The 20,902-nt window shown below is 72.0% G+C and carries 18 protein-coding genes and 1 pseudogene; 15 read left to right on the top strand and 4 right to left on the bottom strand.

What is annotated here, in order from left to right; translation table 11 throughout:
- Positions 1 to 37 precede the first annotated feature (37 nt).
- Positions 38 to 1,852, top strand: a complete 1,815-nt coding sequence (locus tag KCQ71_RS07305) for a proline--tRNA ligase (RefSeq protein ID WP_223404366.1) — start codon at positions 38 to 40, stop codon at positions 1,850 to 1,852.
- Here the strand turns inward: KCQ71_RS07305 and KCQ71_RS07300 are convergent.
- A complete protein-coding gene (locus tag KCQ71_RS07300) occupies positions 1,844 to 2,830 on the bottom strand; it encodes a hypothetical protein (protein ID WP_223404364.1) in 987 nt (328 codons plus the stop codon). The genes KCQ71_RS07305 and KCQ71_RS07300 overlap by 9 nt on opposite strands.
- A 131-nt stretch (positions 2,831 to 2,961) precedes the next feature.
- Between KCQ71_RS07300 and rimP the strand changes: the two genes are divergently transcribed.
- The 5 genes and pseudogenes from rimP to rbfA all read left to right on the top strand — a co-directional run bounded on the left by rimP (position 2,962) and on the right by rbfA (position 8,500).
- Positions 2,962 to 3,468, top strand: a complete 507-nt coding sequence (gene rimP / locus KCQ71_RS07295) for a ribosome maturation factor RimP (protein WP_223404362.1) — start codon at positions 2,962 to 2,964, stop codon at positions 3,466 to 3,468.
- 13 nt (positions 3,469 to 3,481) lie between these two features.
- A complete protein-coding gene (gene nusA / locus KCQ71_RS07290; protein ID WP_223404360.1) occupies positions 3,482 to 4,489 on the top strand; it encodes a transcription termination factor NusA in 1,008 nt (335 codons plus the stop codon).
- Positions 4,490 to 4,591: 102 nt separating this feature from the next.
- On the top strand, positions 4,592 to 4,957 hold the full coding sequence (locus KCQ71_RS07285; RefSeq protein ID WP_154793574.1) for a YlxR family protein: 366 nt from the start codon (positions 4,592 to 4,594) through the stop codon (positions 4,955 to 4,957).
- A 57-nt stretch (positions 4,958 to 5,014) separates the two neighbouring features.
- A pseudogene (gene infB / locus KCQ71_RS07280) lies at positions 5,015 to 7,924 on the top strand (translation initiation factor IF-2); the annotation flags it as partial.
- A 132-nt stretch (positions 7,925 to 8,056) separates the two neighbouring features.
- Positions 8,057 to 8,500, top strand: coding sequence for a 30S ribosome-binding factor RbfA (rbfA, locus tag KCQ71_RS07275; RefSeq protein WP_223404356.1), 444 nt, complete (start codon positions 8,057 to 8,059; stop codon positions 8,498 to 8,500).
- 31 nt (positions 8,501 to 8,531) lie between these two features.
- Here rbfA and KCQ71_RS07270 read toward each other — a convergent pair whose 3' ends face one another.
- Positions 8,532 to 9,950, bottom strand: a complete 1,419-nt coding sequence (locus KCQ71_RS07270) for an MFS transporter (RefSeq protein ID WP_223404354.1) — start codon at positions 9,948 to 9,950, stop codon at positions 8,532 to 8,534.
- A gap of 81 nt (positions 9,951 to 10,031) precedes the next feature.
- Between KCQ71_RS07270 and KCQ71_RS07265 the strand changes: the two genes are divergently transcribed.
- Together KCQ71_RS07265 and truB are read left to right on the top strand one after the other, a co-directional pair.
- The gene (locus KCQ71_RS07265; protein ID WP_223404353.1) at positions 10,032 to 10,619 is read left to right on the top strand and encodes a TetR/AcrR family transcriptional regulator; all 588 of its coding nucleotides are present in this window, start codon (positions 10,032 to 10,034) and stop codon (positions 10,617 to 10,619) included.
- Positions 10,616 to 11,503, top strand: coding sequence for a tRNA pseudouridine(55) synthase TruB (gene truB, locus KCQ71_RS07260; protein WP_223404351.1), 888 nt, complete (start codon positions 10,616 to 10,618; stop codon positions 11,501 to 11,503). The genes KCQ71_RS07265 and truB overlap by 4 nt, the downstream gene beginning before the upstream one ends.
- Before the next feature lie 16 nt (positions 11,504 to 11,519).
- Here truB and KCQ71_RS07255 read toward each other — a convergent pair whose 3' ends face one another.
- Positions 11,520 to 12,716: a hypothetical protein gene (locus tag KCQ71_RS07255; RefSeq protein ID WP_223404349.1), complete on the bottom strand. Its 1,197-nt coding sequence runs from the start codon at positions 12,714 to 12,716 to the stop codon at positions 11,520 to 11,522.
- A complete protein-coding gene (locus KCQ71_RS07250) occupies positions 12,713 to 13,216 on the bottom strand; it encodes a hypothetical protein (RefSeq protein WP_223404347.1) in 504 nt (167 codons plus the stop codon). Before KCQ71_RS07250 ends, KCQ71_RS07255 begins: the two co-directional genes overlap by 4 nt.
- Before the next feature lie 206 nt (positions 13,217 to 13,422).
- Here KCQ71_RS07250 and KCQ71_RS07245 point away from each other — a divergent pair, with 206 nt between their 5' ends.
- From KCQ71_RS07245 to KCQ71_RS07215, 7 genes are all read left to right on the top strand, one after another.
- Positions 13,423 to 14,154, top strand: coding sequence for a D-Ala-D-Ala carboxypeptidase family metallohydrolase (locus KCQ71_RS07245; protein ID WP_223404345.1), 732 nt, complete (start codon positions 13,423 to 13,425; stop codon positions 14,152 to 14,154).
- 25 nt (positions 14,155 to 14,179) lie between these two features.
- Positions 14,180 to 14,767: a hypothetical protein gene (locus KCQ71_RS07240; RefSeq protein ID WP_223404343.1), complete on the top strand. Its 588-nt coding sequence runs from the start codon at positions 14,180 to 14,182 to the stop codon at positions 14,765 to 14,767.
- An 86-nt stretch (positions 14,768 to 14,853) separates the two neighbouring features.
- A complete protein-coding gene (locus tag KCQ71_RS07235; protein WP_223404341.1) occupies positions 14,854 to 15,579 on the top strand; it encodes a PadR family transcriptional regulator in 726 nt (241 codons plus the stop codon).
- Positions 15,580 to 15,661: 82 nt separating this feature from the next.
- Positions 15,662 to 16,651, top strand: coding sequence for a bifunctional riboflavin kinase/FAD synthetase (locus tag KCQ71_RS07230; protein WP_223404623.1), 990 nt, complete (start codon positions 15,662 to 15,664; stop codon positions 16,649 to 16,651).
- A gap of 136 nt (positions 16,652 to 16,787) precedes the next feature.
- Positions 16,788 to 17,057, top strand: coding sequence for a 30S ribosomal protein S15 (rpsO, locus tag KCQ71_RS07225; protein ID WP_133108806.1), 270 nt, complete (start codon positions 16,788 to 16,790; stop codon positions 17,055 to 17,057).
- Between the two features lie 206 nt (positions 17,058 to 17,263).
- On the top strand, positions 17,264 to 19,501 hold the full coding sequence (locus KCQ71_RS07220) for a polyribonucleotide nucleotidyltransferase (RefSeq protein ID WP_223404339.1): 2,238 nt from the start codon (positions 17,264 to 17,266) through the stop codon (positions 19,499 to 19,501).
- A complete protein-coding gene (locus tag KCQ71_RS07215; protein ID WP_372453954.1) occupies positions 19,494 to 20,876 on the top strand; it encodes a M16 family metallopeptidase in 1,383 nt (460 codons plus the stop codon). Before KCQ71_RS07220 ends, KCQ71_RS07215 begins: the two co-directional genes overlap by 8 nt.
- Positions 20,877 to 20,902 lie beyond the last annotated feature (26 nt).

Here is a 20,902-nt window from a genome sequence, read left to right as displayed (position 1 = left end):
GAATCTCGGCCCGTTGCAGCGAGATAGACTCGCCCGCGTGCTGATGCGGATGTCGAAACTGTTCCTGCGGACCCTGCGAGAGGACCCGGCCGACGCCGAGGTCGCGAGCCACCGCCTCCTGGTGCGGGCGGGCTACATCCGCCGCACCGCCCCTGGGATCTACTCCTGGCTGCCGCTCGGACTGAAGGTCCTCGCCAAGGTCGAGGCGATCGTGCGTGAGGAGATGGATGCGACGGGGGCGCAGGAGGTGCACTTCCCGGCGCTGCTGCCGCGGGAACCGTACGAGGCGACCGGTCGCTGGACCGAGTACGGTCCGAACCTGTTCCGGCTCCAGGACCGTAAGGAGGCCGATTACCTCCTCGCGCCCACGCACGAGGAGATGTTCACCCTCCTGGTCAAGGACCTGTACTCCTCGTACAAGGAACTGCCACTCACGCTCTACCAGATCCAGACCAAGTACCGCGACGAGTCCCGCCCCCGCGCCGGCCTGATCCGTGGCCGTGAGTTCATCATGAAGGACGCCTACTCCTTCGATATCGACGAGGCCGGCCTGGCTGCCTCCTACGACGCCCAGCGGGCCGCGTACGAGCGCATCTTCACCCGACTCGGCCTGGACTACGTGATCGTCTCGGCGATGTCCGGGGCGATGGGCGGCTCGCGTTCGGAGGAGTTCCTGTTCCCGTGCGAGATCGGTGAGGACACGTTCGTGCGCTCGCCCGGCGGGTACGCCGCGAACGTCGAGGCGGTGCATACGCCGTCGCCCGAGCCCGTCGAGGCGGCCGTGGTCGCCGGCCTGCCCGCCGCGTACGTCGCGGACACGCCGGACACCCCGACGATCGAGTCGCTGGTCGACGTGGCCAACGCCACGCAGGCCAAGCCCGACGGCGTTCTGTGGACGAGCGCAGACACGCTGAAGAACGTCGTGGTCACCCTGGTCTCGCCCGCCGGTGCCCGGGACCTGCTCGTGATCGGCCTGCCGGGGGACCGGCAGGTGGACGCCAAGCGCCTCGAGGCCGCGGTGTTCCCGGCCGAGGTGGAGCAGGCCACGGCGAAGGACCTGGCCACCCACCCCGAACTGGTCGCCGGGTACATCGGGCCGAGCGTGCTCGGGCCGAACGGTGCGCCGCGTGGTTCCGACGGCACCGACAGTGCCCAAGGGGCAGTGCGCTACCTGCTCGACCCGCGCGTGGTGGACGGCACGGCCTGGATCACCGGGGCGAACGAGTCGGGCAAGCACGTCTTCGGGCTCGTCGCCGGGCGCGATTTCACCGCCGACGGCGTCATCGACGTCGCCGAGGTGCGCGTCGGTGACCCCGCCCCGGACGGTTCCGGTCCGCTCGAACTGGCCCGTGGCATCGAGATCGGTCACATCTTCGCGCTCGGGCAGAAGTTCGCCAAGGCCCTCGACCTGAAGGTTCTGGATCAGAACGGCAAGGCCGTCACGGTCACCATGGGTTCCTACGGGATCGGGGTCACCCGGGCGCTGGCGGCCATCGCCGAGAAGACCTGCGACGACAAGGGTCTGTCCTGGCCGGTCCAGGTCGCGCCCGCCCACGTGCACGTGCTCGCCGCAGGCAAGGACGAGGCCGTCCTCACGACGGCGGAGGGGCTGGCCGCGCAGTTGGCGGCGGCCGGCGTCGAGGTGCTCTACGACGACCGGGTGAAGGTCTCGGCGGGCGTGAAGTTCGCCGACGCCGAGCTGCTCGGACTGCCGTTCGCGCTGGTGGTCGGTCGCGGGCTGGCCGACGGTGTGGTGGAGGTCCGTACCCGCGCCTCCGGCGACCGCGAGGAGCTCGCGCCGGACGCCGCGGTGGCCCGGCTGCGGGAGCTGCTGGCGGCGGCGTCAGCCTAGGCCAGGATATGTCGCGACCCGCAGGTCCGGGTCCTGGCTGAGGAACGCGGCCTGGGTGGCGAGCGCGATCAGCGGCGCCCGGTCGGCACCCTCGGTGTCGGGCACCTGGGCGAGCCAGCCGGGCAGCAGCTCGGCGATGAGTGTCGCCCGGGCGCCCTGCAGGTCCTCGGTGTCGATCGAGTACGCGGCCGCACGGGGGTCGGCGTCGGTGCCGTCGATGCCCGCCGCGATGGCGACGTCCTCGGCCATGTCGCGTAGCGTCACCGCCGCACCGGCGGCCTCGCTGCGCTCGGCCTCGTCGCCGCGGGCCGCGATGACCTCCTGCGTGTAGCCGAGCGCGTCCAGGGTCCGGACCACCGGCGCCGCCGACGCCGGGAGCGTGTCCGGTATGTCGAGCTCGGCGGTCGCCGGATCGGCTGTGCCGTCGGGAACGTCCGACAGGCCCAGGTCGGCGCGGAGTTCGGCCGCCCACAGGGCCCGGTTGATCGCGATCGAGGCGAGCAGGGTGGCCAGGTCCGCGTCGGCATCCGGATCGGCGGCGCGGTCGACGGCCGTGGAGCCCTCGAGCGCATCGAGCACGTCCGCGCCGGTGACCGGGCCCGACGGCGTGGTGCCGGCATCGGTGGGCTCCTCGCCGGAGTCCGTGCCGTCGGTCGCGGAGGGCCGCGGCGGCGCGGTCCATACACCACCGAGATCGGTCAGGTGGGTGGTCGCGTCGGAGGCGATGTGCGCGAGATCACCCGGCACGTCCCCGGTCGCGCCGGACGCCTGCGCGTCGGCACCGGCCGCCTCGGCGAGCGCCAGGATCTCGGCCGTCTCCAGCGCGGCCTCCTGCCGCAGGATCTCGCCGGGTTCGGGGCTCGGGACCTCCGGGGGCGGCCCGTCCAGGCGCACCCCACACCCACCCAGGAGGAGGGCACCGGACACCAGCAGGGCGCCGAGTAGGCGACCCGGGGAGCGGCGGGTGGAGGTGTGCACGCGTTGATCCTGCCACGGCGCACACCTACGCTGGGGTGTTCGCCGTGGGACCGCGCGCCCCCGGAGCGGGGCGGGCATGATTGGTCCACACACCATCACTGAGACAGTGACAACTTCACAAGGAGAGTCCGATGAGCCGATCGCAGGGCCCTGGCGCCGACGTGGGCGCCCTGTTGTTCGAGGCACTTGAGCCGGTCGTCACCGATGGCGGGCTGTTTCTCGAGGACGTGTCCGTGGTCGGCTCGGGCCGGCACCGGGTGGTGCAGGTCACGGTCGACCTGGCCGACGGTCCGGGCGGGGTCGACTCCGACCTCCTCGCCGACGTGTCCAAGGCCGTGTCCACGCGCCTGGACGAGGTCGACGACCTGATCGACGGCGCCTACCTGCTCGAAGTCTCCACCCCGGGTGTGTCCCGGCCGCTGACCGAGCCGCGCCACTTCCGCCGCGCCGTGGGCCGGCTGGTGACGCTCACCACCTCCGGTGGCACACTCACCGGCCGGATCCGTGAGGCAGATGGCACGACGATCGTCCTGCAGCCCACCGCGGATCCCGCCGAGCCCATCACCGTCCCCCTGACCGACGTGGTCCGGGGCACGGTCGAGGTCGACTTCCGCCGCGTCGACGACGCGCAGGACTGAGAGGAACGCTGTCATGGACATCGACATGAACACCCTGCGCATGATCGAGCGGGAACGGGACATCCCGCTGGACGTCCTCGTCTCCGCGATCGAGCAGGCGCTGTTGTCCGCCTACCACCGCACGGAGGGCGCCGCCGAGGACGCCCGCGTGGAGCTGGACCGCACCAGCGGTCACGTCACCGTCTACGCGCGGGAGCGGCTCGAGGACGGCGAGTACGGCCCCGAGTACGACGACACCCCGGCCGACTTCGGCCGGATCGCCACCTCGACCGCGCGCCAGGTGATCCTGCAGCGGCTGCGGGACGCCGAGGACGACGCCGTGCTGGGGACCTTCCGCGGCAAGGAGGGTGACGTCGTCGCCGGTGTGATCCAGCAGGGCTCCAACCCCAAGGTGGTCCTGGTGGACATCGGCGGGATCGAGGCGGTCCTGCCGGCCCACGAGCAGGTGCCGACCGAGACCTACACCCACGGCGAGCGGCTACGCGCCTATGTGCTCGAGGTCACACGCGGGCCGAAGGGTCCGTCCATCACGATCTCGCGCACCCACCCGAACCTGGTCCGGCGGCTGTTCGCCCTCGAGGTGCCCGAGGTCGCCGACGGCAGCGTCGAGATCGCGGCGCTGGCCCGGGAGGCCGGGCACCGCAGCAAGATGGCGGTGCACTCCAACGTGGCCGGACTGGGCGCCAAGGGTGCCTGCATCGGACCGATGGGGCAGCGGGTCCGGGCGGTCATGGCCGAGCTGCACGGCGAGAAGATCGACATCGTCGACTACAGCGAGGACCCCGCCACGTTCGTGGCGTCGGCGCTGTCCCCGGCCCGCGTCAGCAGCGTCGAGATCGTCGACGAGGCGTCCCGGTCGGCCCGCGTCGTGGTCCCCGACTACCAGCTCTCGCTGGCCATCGGCAAGGAGGGCCAGAACGCACGGCTGGCCGCTCGTCTGACCGGGTGGCGCATCGACATCCGGCCCGACACCCCGGTGCCGGGCGACGCGTACCCGGGATCGCCGGGCGAGCAGGAGTAGTACACTCGTCTGTGGGCCTCCGCGCCCGACCCTCCCACCTGCAGACGCACGCCGTTCAGGTGTGCCGGATTCCGGCCACCCGTGAGCTAAGAGGTCATTGCGATGACTGAGAGCATCCGACGGTCCCAGACCGCCGGACCGGTACGCACCTGCGTGGGATGTCGAGAGCGGGGTCCACGGTCCGGCCTGGTACGCCTGGTGGCAGATCGAACGATCGCGGCTCACGCCGTCGTCGTCGATGTGACCACGAGCGCACCGGGACGGGGAGCCTGGGTGCATCCGCACCCCGACTGCCTGGACCGCGCCGTCAACCGCCGAGCGATCGGACGCGCGCTTCGACTCGAAGCGCCGGCCGAGGTCTCCCGGGTGGAGGAGTGGTTCGTCCGGAACGTCCGCACGACACCGTCGATCATCGAACAAGAGAGCGGGTCAGAAGCCGATGGGCACCCGATGAGTACCCAGCGATGAGTAAGCAGCACTAACGACGGTCCGTCCCTGTCTTGGGCGGACCGAGACAGGAGAGTTGTGGCAAAGGTCCGCGTCCACGAGCTAGCGAAAGAGCTCGGCGTCGACAGCAAGTCTGTGATGGCGAAGCTGAACGAACTCGGAGAGTTCGTCAAGTCCGCCTCCTCTACCATCGAGCCGCCCGTCCAGCGGCGGCTCCGCGAGGCCTTCCCGGCCGCGGAGGCCGCACCGGCCGCCCCGGCGAAGAAGGCCGCAAGCAAGCCCGCCCCGGCCCCGCGCCCGGCGACGGCGAAGCCTGCCCCCGAGGCCGCTCCGGCGGCTCCGGTCGCCAGGCCCGCCGAGCAGCCCGCACCGGCGCCGAGCGAGGCCGCACCGGCCGCCGAGGCGCCCACGACGCCGGCACCGGCTGCCGCACAGGCTCCGGCGGCACCGGCGGCGGAGGCCCCGGCCCCCGGCCCGCGGACCCCGCAGGAGCGTCCCGACGAGGCCACGGCCGGCGCTGCCGACCGGCCGACGCCGGGCGCCCGCCCGGCGCCGCGCCCGTCGACGGCACGTCCCGGCAACAACCCGTTCGCGCCGTCGCAGGGCATGCCCCGCCCCGGCGCCCGACCCGAGCGTGGCGAGCGCCCCGATCGTGGCGACCGCCCCGAGCGTGGCGACCGCCCCGGCGGTCCTCGGCCGCCCCGACCCGGGAACAACCCGTTCGCACCGTCGCAGGGCATGCCCCGTCCGGGCGGCACCGGCGCTGCGGGACCGCGTCCCGGTGGCACCGGTGGCCCGCGCCCCGGTGGAGCGAACCGGCCGACGCCGGGCATGATGCCCGGCCGCAGCGCCGTGTCCCGGCCCGGTGCACCCGCCCGTAGCGGCGGTCCCGGCGGTGGCCGTGGTGGCCCCGGCGCCGGCCGTGGTGGTCCCGGCGGCGCTGGTGGTGGCGGTGGCTTCGGCGGCCGTCCCGGCGGCGGTGGTGGCCCCGGTGCTGGTGCTGGTGGCGGTGGCTTCGGCGGCCGTCCCGGTGGCGGTGGCCGTGGCGGCCGTGGCGGCACGCAGGGTGCGTTCGGTCGCGCCGGTGGCCGTCCCGTCCGTGGTCGCAAGTCCAAGCGGGCGAAGCGTCAAGAGTTCGAGCAACAGTCCGCGCCGTCCATCGGCGGCGTCCAGGTCCCCCGAGGCGACGGTTCCACCGTCATCCGGATCCGGGCCGGTGCGTCCCTGGCGGACTTCGCGGACCGGATCGATGCGAACCCCGCGAGCCTGGTCACGGTCCTGTTCCACCTCGGTGAGATGGCGACCGCGACCCAGTCGCTGGACGAGGACACGTTCCAGTCCCTCGGCGCCGAGCTCGGGTATGTCATCGAGATCGTCTCGCCCGAGGAGGAGGACCGCGAACTGCTCGGCACCTTCGACATCGACCTCGAGGCCGAAGAGGCCGCCGAGGACGACTCGGACCTGCAGCCGCGGCCGCCGGTCGTGACCGTCATGGGTCACGTCGACCACGGTAAGACCCGGCTGCTCGACGCGATCCGCAGCACCGACGTGGTGGCCGGCGAGGCCGGTGGCATCACCCAGCACATCGGTGCCTACCAGGTGCAGACCCAGCACGAGGGCGCCGACCGTGCGATCACGTTCATCGACACCCCCGGTCACGAGGCGTTCACCGCCATGCGTGCCCGTGGTGCGCAGGTGACCGACATCGCGATCCTGGTGGTCGCCGCGGACGACGGCGTGATGCCGCAGACCGTGGAGGCGCTGAACCACGTGCAGGCCGCTGGTGTGCCGATCGTGGTCGCCGTGAACAAGGTGGACAAGCCGGACGCGAACCCGGACAAGATCCGCCAGCAGCTCACCGAGTACAACCTGGTGGCTGAGGAGTACGGCGGCGAGACCATGTTCGTGAACGTCTCGGCGCGCAACCGCACCGGCATCGACGACCTCCTCGAGGCCGTCCTGCTGACTGCGGATGCCGCACTGGAACTGCGGGCGAACCCCAACAAGGACGCCCGTGGTGTGGCCATCGAGGCCAACCTGGACAAGGGTCGCGGCGCCGTCGCGACCGTGCTGGTCCAGTCCGGGACGCTGCGCGTCGGGGACGCCATCGTGGCGGGCACGGCCCACGGCCGGGTCCGGGCGATGTTCGACGAGCACGGCGAGACCGTGCCCGAGGCAAGCCCGGCTCGTCCGGTGCAGGTCCTCGGTCTGACCTCCGTGCCGCGCGCCGGTGACACCTTCCTGGTGGCCCCGGACGACCGCACGGCACGCCAGATCGCCGACAAGCGTGAGGCTGCGGAACGGGCCGCCACGCTGGCCAAGCGCCGCAAGCGGATCTCGCTCGAGGACTTCACCCAGGCGCTCGAGCAGGGCAAGGTCGAGACCCTCAACCTGGTCCTCAAGGGCGACGTCTCCGGTGCCGTGGAGGCACTCGAGGACGCGCTGCTCAAGATCGACGTGGGCGACGAGGTCGAGCTGCGGATCATCCACCGCGGTGTCGGTGCGATCACGCAGAACGACGTCAACCTGGCGACGGTGGACAACGCCGTCATCATCGGCTTCAACGTGCGGCCCGCGGAGCGGGTCACCGAGCTGGCCGACCGTGAAGGTGTCGAGATCAAGTACTACTCGGTCATCTACTCCGCGATCGAGGACGTCGAGGCTGCGCTCAAGGGCATGCTCAAGCCCGAGTTCGAGGAGGCTCAGCTCGGCACCGCCGAGGTGCGCCAGGTGTTCCGTTCCTCGAAGGTCGGCAGCATCGCCGGTTCGATCATCCGCTCGGGCACGATCCGGCGGAACACGAAGGCCCGGCTGTTGCGCGACGGCGTCGTCATCGCCGACAACCTCACGGTCGAGTCCCTGCGTCGCGAGAAGGATGACGTCACCGAGGTCCGCGAGGGCTTCGAGTGCGGTATCGGCCTCGGGTACCGGGACATCCAGGAGGGCGACACCATCGAGACCTTCGAGATGCGCGAGAAGCCGCGCGCCTGCGCGTCGCGGATCGGCAGGGCGGTGGCTCCGCGTGGGCCGGGCGGGATCTCTCCCGCCCGGCCCACGCAGCCATCGTGATCAGAACACCGGTGCCGCTCGGGTACCGACCACAGGAGGAGGAGCACGGTCATGGCAGACAGCGGACGTGCGCGCAAGCTCAGCGAGCGGATCCAGCAGATCGTCGCGACCATGCTGGACACCCGGATCAAGGATCCGCGGCTCGGTTTCGTGACCGTGACCGACGTCCGGGTCACCGGTGACCTCCAGCACGCGACGGTGTTCTACACCGTCCTCGGCGACGACGAGGCGCGGTCCGACTCGGCCGCGGCCCTGGAGTCCGCCCGCGGGCTGATCCGGTCGGAGGTGGGCAAGCAGACCGGGATCCGGCTGACCCCCACCCTGGAGTTCGTCCTCGACGCGGTGCCGGAGACGGCCGCCCACCTCGAGGAAGCGCTCCGCAGGGCGGCCGAGCACGACGCCGAACTCGCACGTCTGCGCGAAGGCGCGGCGTACGCGGGCGAGGCCGACCCGTACAAGAAGCCGGCGACGGACGACGGCAGCAGCGAAGCCTGACCCGCCTCGCCGCCGTCTCGGTCGACCGGTCTCAGCCGCGCCGGTGGCGGGGTAGGAACATGGACACCCCGGTGGCGACGGCGAGTGTGGCCGCTCCGACGGCGAGCGCCGGCACGAGCCCCCTCGCGTAGGTCCCGGGTTCGAAACCGCCACCCGCCCCGAGGAATACGGCGGTCAGCACGGCCACGCCCAGCGTCACACCGATCTCGCGCATGGTCGAGTTGACGCTCGAGGCGGTCGCCCGTTCGGACTCCGCCACATCGGCGAGCACCGCGGTGGACAGCGGCGCGAACGTCAGGCCCATGCCGAGGCCGGCGAGTACGAACGCGGGCACCAGCGCCGCGTAGACGGACGGGTCCGTGTGGATGCTCCACGCCATCCACCCGAGGGCCACCGTCTGCAGGGCGAGGCCGGTCACCACGAGTGGGCGCACCCCGATGCGGCCGGCCAGAACACCGGCGAGGGGCGCGACGAGCATGGGCGCCGCCGTCCACGGCAGGGTGCGGACACCGGCCTCCAGGGGCGAGAAGCCCTGGGAGATCTGCAGGAACTGCGTGAGCAGGAAGACGGCGCCGAACATGCCGAGCGAGAACGTGAACGCGGCGGCGTTCGCCGCGCTGAAGCTCCGGAGGCGGTAGAGCCGAAGGGGCACGAGCGCGTGGTCCGTGCGCGCCTGGCGCAGCACGAACAGGACCAGGAGCACGACGGCGGCGGCCAGCATCGCGATGATGCGCACCGACGACCACCCCGCCTCGTTCGCGTCGACGATCGCCCAGACCCCGACGAGGATCCCCGTGCCGGCCAGGACCAGGCCGGGCAGGTCGAGACGCTGACGCCGACCCCTGGTCGCCCTCAGGCCGCGGATCGCGAGCGGGATGGCGACGGCGGCGACCGGCACGTTCAGCCAGAAGATGGCCGCCCAGTTCACGCCCTCGACCACGGCGCCGCCGACGAGCGGGCCGATCGCGATGCCGAGACCGGACACGCCGCCCCAGACCCCGATCGCGAGGGGCCGCCGGTGGTCCGGCACGGCGTCGGCCAGGAGGGTCAGGGACAGCGGCAGGATCGCGGCGGCGCCGACGCCCTGGAGTGCGCGTGCCGCGATCAGGGCCTCCGACGATCCGGAGAGCGCAGCCGCCACGGACCCCAGCGTGAACACGACGATCCCGGCCAGGAAGACGCGGCGTCGGCCGAGCCGGTCGCCGAGTGTGGCCGCCGGGATCATGAACGTGGCGAACGCGAGCGTGTACGCGTTCACGAACCACTGCAACTGCTCCACGGACGGGTGCAGCTCGGCGGCGATGACTGGCAGCGCACCGGTCATGACGAGGTTGTCGAGCGTCGCCATGAACATCGGCAGCGATGCCGCGAGCAGCGCGAGCCAGACGGGAACGACCCGCGTGGTCGGCGGTGCCCCGGCCGGGTCGTCGCGAACAAGGGTGGTCGTCACAGGAGTCTCCGATCGAAGGTTGGCATCAACTGATTACAAGATGCGAACCGACGGTAGTTATCCGCTGATAACATGTCAACCATGAATTCCGACGAGGCTCCGGCGACCGAGGGCGCCCGCCGCATGAACCGGGTCGAGCGGCGCGAGCAGATCCTCGCCGCAGCCGTCGTTGCGTTCGCGGAGGGCGGCTACGCCGGCACGACCACCGACCAGGTCGCTCGGGTGGCCGGGGTGTCGCAGCCCTACGTCGTGCGGTTGTTCGGCACGAAGGCGGACCTCTTCTACGAGGTGTTCGACCACGTCGCGAGCCAGATCCTGGAACGGTTCGAGCGGGTCGCGCCCGGTCCGGACGCGAAGGAGCGGATGGCGGACGCCTACGCCGACCTCATCGGGGACCCGAACCGGCTCCGGGTCCTCATGCACGGCTTCGTGGTTGGCGCCGAACCCGCCGCCGTCGGCACGCGCGCCCGAGAGGTGCTGGGCCGTGTGTTCGAGCTGTACCGCAGCCGCACCGGCGGCGACGTGGAGGCGGCGCGGACGTTCGTGGCGACCGGGATGCTGCTCAACGTGCTCTCCGCGCTCGAGGCGCCCCGGCACGTGGGCGAGGACCAGAACCTGGCCGCGCTGGTCGAGTGCTCGATCGGCCGGATCGCGCAGGGCACCCGATGATCGACGGGATCGTCCTCGTCGACAAGCCGGACGGCCTCACGTCCCACGATGTCGTCGCGCGGGTGCGCCGGTTCGCCGGCACGAAGAAGGTCGGGCACGCCGGCACGCTCGACCCGATGGCCACGGGCCTGCTGGTGCTGGGCGTGAACCGCGCCACCCGGCTGCTGACCTACCTGGTCGGGGCGGACAAGACCTACCTGGCCACCATCCGGCTGGGGCAGGGGACCGTCAGCGACGACGCCGAGGGCGAGGTCACGGCGACCCCGGGCCTGCCCGAGACCGACGACGAGGCGGTGCGCTCCGCCGTCGCCGGCCTCACCGGTGCGATCGAGCAGGTGCCGAGCGCCGTCAGCGCGATCAAGGTCGACGGCAAGCGGTCCTACGCCCGGGTGCGTGCCGGTGAGGACGTGAACCTGCCGGCCCGGCCGGTCACCGTCCATGCCTTCGAGGTGCTCGCGCGGCGGCCCGGCGTCGCTGCCGACGGCACGCCCGTGCAGGATCTCGACGTCGAGGTGCGTTGCTCCAGCGGCACGTATGTGCGAGCGCTCGCGCGTGACCTCGGGGCCGCGCTCGACAGCGCCGGCCACCTCACGGCGCTGCGCCGGACCCAGGTCGGCGATTTCGACGTGGCGGAGGCGCAGACCCTGACCGAACTGGCCGACGACGGCGTGCGGGCCCTGGGGATGAGCGAGGTCGCCCGTCGTACCCTGCCCGACCGGGACCTCACCGACGCCGAGACCACCGAGCTGCGGTACGGGCGCCGCGTGCCGCCGTCGGGCCGTGACGGCGTGGTGGCCGCGTTCGCACCCGACGGACACGTGGTGGCGCTGGTCACCGACCGGGGCGACGTCGCACGTCCGGTGCTCGTGCTCGACCCGGCCTGATCGGCGGCTCGCCTGGTCACTCGCCCGGTGTGACGGTGCCACGCAGGACGCGGGTCCGCATGGTCGAGCCCGGCTCGATCCCGACGCTGCGCCACCACCCGTCGAGCTCGGGCGAGTCGGAGCGGGCGAGGAGCTCGGCGTACTCGCTGGAGGAGTGCGTGTTGACCGAACCCCAGACGCCGGTGACGTCGATCGCGGCGTCCGGGGCGCCGCCGATCCGGGCGACCGGGTCGAGCGGGTTGCGGACCGAGACGAGCGTGGTGCCGGCCGGGAGTTCGAAGTTCCCGCCGCCCGCGCCGGCCGTGACGATCGAGGCGATGTCGTAGCGGGCCCGGACGTAGGGGTCGGCCGCGAGGTCGAGCGCGGCGAAGCTGCTCTGGCTGTGCGTGGCCAGGTGGATCGGCACGCCCTCGGGCACCCGGTCGAGGGCCGCAAGCATGACCCGCCGGATCGGGGTGTCCTTGCCGGACGCGGCGCCGACCGCGCCGTACGCGCCCATCGGGTTCGTGCCGTCGACGTCCAGGGACCAGTCCTGGGTACCGGGCACGTACAACAGCGCGACCTGGCTGCCGTCCGGCCGGGTGATCACGTCGAGGCGTACCGCGCCGTCGTGGTCGTACAGGTCGGCCATGTCGTGGAGCAGGTCCGCCGGTCCGGTGGGCAGCGTGTCGGTGATCGCGACCTCGTCGGTGACCTCGGCGACCGAGGTCCGACCAGCCCGGTCGTCCGCGACGCCGACCAGGTGCTCGACGAGCCGCGGCCCCGCGACCACACTGAGGACGGCTCCGACCGGTCCGCCGAGAGCGCTCCCGATCAGGCCGAGCAGGACCTGCCCGGCGCCGCGCGCCCAACCGGCCTCGCGCGCCTCCCGGGCGGCGTCGGCAGCCGCGTCGAGGCCGGTCGAAGGGCCGACGGTCGTGGGAGGTGCCGGTCCGGTGCTGCCGGTCCAGGTGCTGGCGTTCTCCTGCTCGACGGCGTCCGTTACGACCTGCGCGGACGCGTTCAGCAGGGCGTCGCTGACGCCCCGTAGGCCGGGCGCACAGCGTCCGGTCCAGTCGTCGGCGAAGCGCTGGCGATCCGGGCCCGACCAGGCCAGGGCGGCGACGGCGATCTCGACCCGGCCCGCGACGTCGCCCAGGGTCCGTGCCCCCGCCGCGGCCGCCGACGACCAGTCCCGCAGCGCGGTGACGTCGGCCCCGTGGGTGACGCTCACGTGGCCCGCTCCTGCACCAGGGCTTGCACGGCACCCGCCAGGCCCGGCCCGGCCTCGACCGCACGGATCGTGCCGCCGGCATCGGCGACCATGACCACGGCGTCGGCCCCGAGACCACCCGCGACCTCGGCGACGGCCTCGCCCACCGGTGTGCCGCCGTCGACCGCCGCGATCTCGAAGCCGCCGCGGCCGTCCGGGGCGACGAGCAGCACCCGGTCCCGGCCGACCGCTGCCAGCGCGGCCAGGGCGTCCGCCGTCCCGACCGACACCAGCGCCGAGGCGGCCGTGAGCACGTCCCCGGCGATGGCCGCGTCGGCCCGCGGCAACTCGTCCTCGCCCAGCGCACGGGGCGAGACCTGCGAGCGCTGTCCGGCCGGAGCGGACGCCGGGACGCCGAGCGCCGCCGCCACCAGGGCGGCCGACCGACCCGGCCGCAGCGAGAGCAGCCACGCGAGTTCCGCCGTCGTGAGCCTGAGCGCCGCGGTGGGAGAGGAGGACATGGCGCCGACGCTAGGGGACCGACGCCGAGCCGGACCAGGCCGGCTCGGGCGGAACGTTCCGCCGCCGGCACGACGGTGCCGTCGCCGGCGCGGCCGGGCGCTGCTAGATTCGCCGCGAGGCCACGTCGGGGGACCGCCTCCTCGGTGCACCGCGTCGCGCTCGTTCGGCAGTACGAAACGCATCCGCCACACCGAGAGGATCCGTCATGTCGCTCACCCGCCGTCGTCTGCTCACCACCGCGCTCGCGGTGCCCGCCCTGCTGATCGCCGCCGAGGCGATCGCACCGACCGAGGCCCAGGCCTACGCCTGGAGCCGCACCCTGCGCGAGGGCTCGCGCGGCTCGGACGTCACCGAACTCCAGATCCGCGTCGCGGGCTGGGCCGCCGACTCACCCACGCGCACCCGGGTCGCCGCCGACGGCGTCTTCGGCCCGGCCACCAAGGCCGCGGTGCGGAGGTTCCAGCGCGCCTACGGTCTCGGCGTCGACGGCATCGTCGGCGCGAACAGCCAGCGTGCCCTGAATGCGCTGCAGAGTTCGGACGGGTCCACCACGCACTTCGACTTCAGCGAGTTCCACTCCAAGGACGGCGCCGGCTTCAGCAACGGCAGGATCTCATCGGGCCAGGTGAAGGAGAACGTGCGCCGAGCGATGTACAAGCTCGAGGCGGTCCGTAGGAAGGCGGGCGACCGGCCGATCCGGATCAACTCCGGATTCCGGTCGGTCGCCCACAACCGCGCGGTCGGCGGGGTCAGCAACAGCCAGCACATGTACGGCATCGCGGCGGACATCGTCATCTCCGGGCTGTCCGTGACGGCGACGATGAACCACGCCAAGACCTCGGGCTTCTCCGGCATCCTGCGCTACCCGACGTTCACCCACGTGGACAGCCGCGTCGACCACGGTTACGGCGGCGGCGGCTGGACCTGGCACAGCTGACGGCCCGCGTCGTTAGCGTGGGTGCATGACCGCCTTCCAGGATCCGACCGTCGCCTCGCCCTCGGTGCCCGTCCTGCGTCTCGACACGCACGAGCTCGCAGCGTTGCTCGGGAACACTCCGACGCCTGCGGCTCGGATCAGCAGAGCCGTCTACGGCCTCGATCCCGAGACCGGCAGCGACGGCAGCCCGGACCTGGACCAGGGCCGAGAATCGCTGGTCGGTCGGGGCCTGCTCGGTCCGTCCGGAGCGATCGGGGACGCGAAGCGGGTGTCGCACGTGCTCACCCACTCCCGTGCCTGGATCAGGGTCATCGGTGCCTCCGGGGACGCCGCGCACGTGGTGATGGGGGTGGGGCGCGCCGTGCTCAGCTCACCGATCCCGAACGGCCACGAGTTCGCGCCGATCGTCGCGTCGGTGGCGGTCGCAGAGGCGGTCGCCGACCTCGTCGGCGCGGTGGTGCAGCGCTCGGGCAGGCCCGCGAAGGTCCATGTGGTGCGCCTCGGGGCGGGGCGCACCGATGACGTCATCGACGTGCCCGTCGACTTCCTGGAGCGCGACGTCGTGGTCGACGTGGTGCGCTCGCTCGGCCTCCCGCTCAGCGACGTCCGCTGAGCCCGCGCGGTCGAGGGGTCGAACCGGTTCTTGACCGTGCGGCATATCGCGATATATCGTGAGCGTGTCGACGGAAGGATAACGACATGACACACCACGATGACTCACACATCAGCGGCGCTCGCGGGCGCCGAGGCCGGGGTGTTCCCGGTGAGTCCCGCGCCCGTCGGGACGGCTACGGCGACGCGTTCGAACCCGGGCAGATGCCCGACGACCTCGCCGGGCGGGGCTTCGGTCCGCGGCGGCGACGTGGGGGCCGCGGGCCGATCCCCGACGGGACCGGCGCACCGGACTTCGGGGGCGGACCGCACCGCGGCCACCGTGGCCATGGCCGAGGCCGCCGCGGGCCGCGTCCGCGTGGCGACGTGCGCGCAGCGATCCTGCTCCTCCTGGCGGAGGAGCCGCGGCACGGCTACCAGCTGATCCAGGAGATCGGCGAGCGCAGCTCCGGAGCGTGGACGCCGAGCCCCGGCTCCGTCTATCCGACGCTGCAGGCACTCGAGGATGAGGGATTGCTCACCATCGAGGACATCGACGGCAGGCGCACCGCCGCACTCACCGAGGCGGGCCGGGCGTACGTGGAGGAGAACCGTGCGTCGCTTGGGACGCCCTGGGAGGTCGGTGGCCCCGATGCCGCCCTGGCCGTGCGGCGCAGCATGATGGCCTTCATGGATGCCGCGAAGCAGGTGGTGCGGGTCGGCGACACCGCGCAACAGCAGGCCGCCGTGGCGATCCTGGACCGAGCCCGCAAGGACCTCTACCGGGTCCTCGCCGAGGACTCCGACGCCGCCGACACCGACGCGGACTCGTAACGACTTCGCGCGCACCCACCCGGAGGTGGCACGCTTGGCCTCGGTGTCCCGACCCGGGACGACATGGGAGGCGAACAAGAACGTGCGGCGCTGGAACGGCATCACGGAGATTCCTGCGGATCTGGCCGCGAGTGTGCTCACCATCGGCAACTTCGACGGCGTCCACCTCGGGCATCGTGCGGTGCTCGCCGAGGTCGTGGCCGCGGCGCGCGCCGAGGGGGTTCCGGCCGTGGCCGTCACGTTCGACCCCCACCCGGCCACGGTGCACCGGCCCGGGAGCGCGCCGACGCTGCTCACGGGTCTCGACGACCGGTTGGCGCTGATGGCGCAGACCGGGCTCGACGCCGTCCTCGTCATCAACTACACCGAGGAGTTCGCCCGGCAGGCGCCGGAGGAGTTCGTGCGCCGCTACTTCGTGGAGGCGCTGCACGCGCGCCGCGTCGTGATCGGCGAGGACATCCGGTTCGGCTGGGGCAACGTGGGGGACCGCACCACGATGACCGAGCTGGGCCGTCGCCTGGGGTTCGAGGTCGAGGTCGTCCACGACGTCGCCGAGCCGGGGGAGCGGCGCTGGTCCTCCACGTGGGTGCGGGAACTGCTCGCCGAGGGTGACTGTGCGGGCGTCACCCGCGTCCTCGGGCGGCCGCACCGGATGCGCGGGGTCGTCGTCCACGGCGAGGCCCGCGGGCGCGAGATGGGGTTCCCGACGGCGAATCTCGACACCGAGGCGACCGGCACCATCCCCGCCGACGGCGTGTACGCGGGCTGGCTCGTGCGGTACCCGGGGACGCCGGAGGAGATCTCGTTGCCTGCGGCCATCTCGATCGGTACGAACCCGACCTTCGACGGTGTCCAGCGCCGAGTCGAGGCCCACGTGCTCGGCCGCACCGACCTCGACCTGTACGACGAGGTGGTGGTGGTCGAGTTCGTGCGCCGCCTGCGTCCGACGCTTCGCTACGAGGGCATGGCGGCCCTGATCGAGCAGATGCGCCAGGACGTCATCTCCGCCGCCGACGTTCTCGGAGTGCCGCACCCCGCCCAGCTGCCGACCTCCGGATCCGCCACGCACTGAGGTCGGACTCCCACCCGATTCCGCGGCCCGGTCCGGCGGGTGATAACCTGAGCGTTGCCGTCAGATCGGCCGCGGATTCGTCATGCCCGGGAGAACATGCCCCGGAGCTCCGCGCAACGAGTACACAAGGAGAACCGTGGCCCTCGATGTCGCAGTCAAGAAGCAGATCATTGCCGAATACGCCACCCACGAGGGTGACACCGGCTCCCCCGAGGTCCAGATCGCGCTGCTCTCGCGGCGGATCAAGGACCTGACCGAGCACTTCAAGGAGCACAAGCACGACCACCACTCGCGTCGTGGCCTGCTGCTCCTGGTCGGCCAGCGCCGTCGCCTCCTCGGCTACCTGCGCGACGTCGACATCGAGCGTTACCGCTCGCTCATCGAACGTCTCGGCCTGCGCCGATAGTGACGTGACCGGCCGGTCCGGAGCCCAGGGTTCCGGGCCGGCCGGTTCATGTGCCCGCCGGTGCGCGGGCGCCGTATCACCCACAACTACAGACAAACCAACCACTCGGGGCTTTCGTTGGTCCTCGGTAGTGGCTTCCGGACTGGCGTCCGTGGGCCTCGATCGATGACCGCCGAGCCCCGGACGAACACGAAGGAGGGCACCCCATGGAGGGTCCCGAGATTCAGTTCGCCGAAGCCGTCATCGACAACGGCAGTTTCGGCACGCGCACGGTCCGCTTCGAGACGGGTCGTCTCGCCAAGCAGTCGGGCGGCGCCGCCGTCGCGTACCTCGACGAGGACACGATGCTGCTGTCGACCACGACGGCCGGCAAGTACCCCAAGGACCAGTTCGACTTCTTCCCGCTGACGGTGGACGTCGAGGAGCGCCAGTACGCCGCCGGGAAGATCCCCGGCTCGTTCTTCCGCCGTGAGGGACGTCCCTCGACCGAGGCGATCCTGGCCTGCCGCCTGATCGACCGGCCGCTGCGTCCGCTCTTCGTCAAGGGCCTGCGCAACGAGGTCCAGGTCGTCGAGACGATCCTCGCGATCCACCCCGACGACTCCTACGACATCCTCGCCATCAACGCGGCGTCGATGTCCACCCAGCTCTCCGGCCTGCCGTTCTCCGGCCCGGTCGGGGCGGTCCGGATCGCCCTGATCGACGGTCAGTGGGTCGCCTTCCCGCGCTACAGCGAGACCGAGCGCGCCGTGTTCTCCATGGTCGTCGCCGGCCGCGCGGTGACCGTCGCCGACGGCACCACCGACGTCGCGATCGCGATGATCGAGGCCGAGGCCACGGACAACGCCTGGACGCTCATCAAGGAGCAGGGCGTCGGCGCCCCGACCGAAGAGGTCGTCGCGCAGGGCCTGGAGGCCGCGAAGCCCTTCATCAAGGTGCTCGTCGAGGCCCAGCAGGACCTCGCCACCCGCGCCGCGAAGGAGGTACAGGAGTTCCCCCTGTTCCCCGACTACCAGCCGGACGTCTACGCCGCCGTGGAGGCCGAGGTCGGCCAGGCGCTGTCCGACGCCCTCGCCATCGCAGGCAAGCAGGAGCGCGATAGCCGGATCGACGAGATCAAGGACGCCATGGTCGGCGCCCTGCAGGCCGGATTCGACGGTCGCGAGAAGGAACTCTCCGCCGCCTACCGCGCGGTCACCAAGAAGCTGATCCGTCAGCGCATCCTCACCGACGGCTTCCGTATCGACGGGCGTGGGCTGCGGGACATCCGCACCCTCTCCGCCGAGGTCGAGGTCCTGCCCCGCGTGCACGGTTCGGCGCTGTTCGAGCGCGGCGAGACCCAGATCCTGGGCGTCACCACGCTGAACATGCTGAAGATGGAGCAGCAGCTCGACACGCTGTCCCCGCAGACGCGCAAGCGCTACATGCACAACTACAACTTCCCGCCCTACTCGACCGGTGAGACCGGCCGCGTGGGTAGCCCGAAGCGGCGTGAGATCGGGCACGGCGCCCTCGCCGAGCGCGCGATCATGCCGGTGCTGCCGAGCCGCGAGGAGTTCCCGTACGCGATCCGTCAGGTGTCCGAGGCCCTCGGCTCCAACGGCTCGACGTCCATGGGTTCCGTGTGCGCCTCGACCCTGTCCCTGCTGAACGCCGGGGTGCCGCTGCGCGCGCCCGTCGCCGGCATCGCGATGGGGCTGGTCTCGGACACCGTTGACGGGGAGACCCGCTACGCGGCGCTCACCGACATCCTGGGTGCCGAGGACGCGTTCGGCGACATGGACTTCAAGGTCGCCGGTACCCGCGAGTTCGTCACCGCGATCCAGCTCGACACCAAGCTCGACGGCATTCCCGCCTCCGTGCTCGGTGGTGCGCTCACCCAGGCCCGCGAGGCCCGGCTGCACATCCTGGACGTCATGGCCGAGGCCATCGACACCCCGGACGAGATGGCCCCGACGGCGCCGCGCGTGATCACCGTCCAGGTCCCGGTATCGAAGATCGGCGAGGTCATCGGGCCGAAGGGCAAGATGATCAACCAGATCCAGGAGGACACGGGCGCCGACATCTCCATCGAGGACGACGGCACCGTGTTCATCGGCGCGACGGACGGCCCTTCGGCCGAGGCCGCGCGTCAGGCGATCAACGCGATCGCCAACCCGCAGATGCCCGAGGTGGGCGAACGGTTCGTGGGCACGGTCGTCAAGACGACCTCCTTCGGCGCGTTCGTGTCGCTGTCCCCGGGCAAGGACGGGCTGCTGCACATCTCCCAGGTGCGCCGCCTCGTCGGTGGCAAGCGGGTGGAGAACGTCGAGGACGTGCTGTCCGTGGGCCAGAAGGTCGAGGTCGAACTGGCCGAGGTCGACCCGCGCGGCAAGCTCTCGCTGCACGCCGTCATCGCCGAGGACGACGCCGAGAAGTCGGAGTCCGCGCCCGCGGATGCGTGACGTGTCCGAACTGATCCTCGGCCCGGCCCGCTCGCCGGGTACGGAGATCACCGTGGAGACCGGAGCCGGCGCCGTCGTGCGCCGCTCCGTGCTCCCCGGTGGCATCCGGGTGCTGACCGAGGCCATGCCCGGTCAGCGCTCGGCCGCGATCGGTGCCTGGGTGGCCGTCGGGTCTCGTGACGAGACCGACGGCCACCACGGCTCCACGCACTTCCTCGAACACCTGCTGTTCAAGGGCACGCCCTCCCGGGACGCGATGGAGATCGCCTCGGCGTTCGACGCCGTCGGGGGAGAGGCGAACGCCGCGACCGGCAAGGAGCACACCTGCTACTACGCGCGGGTGCTCGATGCGGATCTGCCGATGGCGACCGACGTGATCCTCGACATGGTCACTTCCGCGACGCTCGACCCCGAGGACTTCGACAGCGAGCGCGAGGTCATCCTCGAGGAGCTCGCGATGAACGAGGACGACCCGGTGGACGTCGCACACGAGCGCTTCTCGGCCCTCGTGTTCGGGGACCACCCCCTCGGCCGGCCGATCGGAGGCACCCCGGAGAGCATCCGTGCGGTGCCCCGGGACGCCGTCCACGAGCACTACCGGCGCACCTACACGCCGTCCGAACTCGTGGTCACCGCCGCCGGCGGGGTCGACCACGACACGCTCTGCGAGGCCGTCACGCGCGCCGTCGCCGCCGGTGGTTGGTCACTGGACCCGGTGGCCGCTCCCGCGCCGCGCCGCAGCCCGACCTCCAACGGTCTGGACCTGCTCCCGGTGCAGGGCTCCGCAGCGACCGTACGCCGCAGCACGGAGCAGGCCAACGTCATCCTCGGCGGGCTCGGCCCGGTGGCCGGCGACGATCGGCGCTTCGTGCTCTCCGTGCTGAACGCGGTCCTGGGCGGTTCGATGAGTTCGCGCCTGTTCCAGGAGATCCGCGAGAAGCGCGGCCTCGCCTACTCGGTCTACTCGTTCGCCTCGGGGTACGCCGAGACCGGCGCCTTCGGCCTCTATGCCGGCTGCGCGCCGGGCAAGGTGGCCCAGGTCGTCGAGCTCCTCGACGCCGAGTGGGCCCGCCTGGCCACGACGGTGATGGACGACGACGAGCTCGCGCGGGGCATCGGCCAGATGTCCGGTGGACTCGTCCTCGGCCTCGAGGACTCCGGCTCCCGGATGTCGCGCCTCGGTCGTGCCGAGATCACCATGGGCGAGTTCGTCGGCCTCGACGAGACGCTCGCGCGGATCCGGTCCGTGACCGCCGAGCAGATCCGCGAGCTGGCCGCGGAACTGTACGCGGCGGCGCGCCACCTGGTGGTCGTCGGCCCGTTCGAGGAGGACGTCGCGGCCACCGCGTTCGGGGCTCTGCCGACCGCTGCCTGAGGCGAGGAGTCGGCGGGCGCGCGGCT

Source organism: Occultella gossypii (assembly GCF_019947135.1).
Lineage (GTDB): Bacteria > Actinomycetota > Actinomycetes > Actinomycetales > Beutenbergiaceae > Occultella > Occultella gossypii.
Note: the sequence above shows the minus strand (reverse complement) of the source record. Positions and strands in the feature narration are given on the sequence as shown.

Excerpts from the sequence above, each read along its gene's own strand:
- rimP (WP_223404362.1), top strand. The coding sequence starts at position 2,962 with ATGAGCCGATCGCAGGGCCCTGGCGCCGACGTGGGCGCCCTGTTGTTC.
- nusA (WP_223404360.1), top strand. The coding sequence starts at position 3,482 with ATGGACATCGACATGAACACCCTGCGCATGATCGAGCGGGAACGGGAC.
- KCQ71_RS07285 (WP_154793574.1), top strand. The coding sequence starts at position 4,592 with ATGACTGAGAGCATCCGACGGTCCCAGACCGCCGGACCGGTACGCACC.
- rbfA (WP_223404356.1), top strand. The coding sequence starts at position 8,057 with ATGGCAGACAGCGGACGTGCGCGCAAGCTCAGCGAGCGGATCCAGCAG.
- KCQ71_RS07265 (WP_223404353.1), top strand. The coding sequence starts at position 10,032 with ATGAATTCCGACGAGGCTCCGGCGACCGAGGGCGCCCGCCGCATGAAC.
- truB (WP_223404351.1), top strand. The coding sequence starts at position 10,616 with ATGATCGACGGGATCGTCCTCGTCGACAAGCCGGACGGCCTCACGTCC.
- KCQ71_RS07250 (WP_223404347.1), bottom strand. The coding sequence starts at position 13,216 with ATGTCCTCCTCTCCCACCGCGGCGCTCAGGCTCACGACGGCGGAACTC.
- KCQ71_RS07245 (WP_223404345.1), top strand. The coding sequence starts at position 13,423 with ATGTCGCTCACCCGCCGTCGTCTGCTCACCACCGCGCTCGCGGTGCCC.
- KCQ71_RS07240 (WP_223404343.1), top strand. The coding sequence starts at position 14,180 with ATGACCGCCTTCCAGGATCCGACCGTCGCCTCGCCCTCGGTGCCCGTC.
- KCQ71_RS07235 (WP_223404341.1), top strand. The coding sequence starts at position 14,854 with ATGACACACCACGATGACTCACACATCAGCGGCGCTCGCGGGCGCCGA.
- KCQ71_RS07220 (WP_223404339.1), top strand. The coding sequence starts at position 17,264 with ATGGAGGGTCCCGAGATTCAGTTCGCCGAAGCCGTCATCGACAACGGC.
- KCQ71_RS07215 (WP_372453954.1), top strand. The coding sequence starts at position 19,494 with ATGCGTGACGTGTCCGAACTGATCCTCGGCCCGGCCCGCTCGCCGGGT.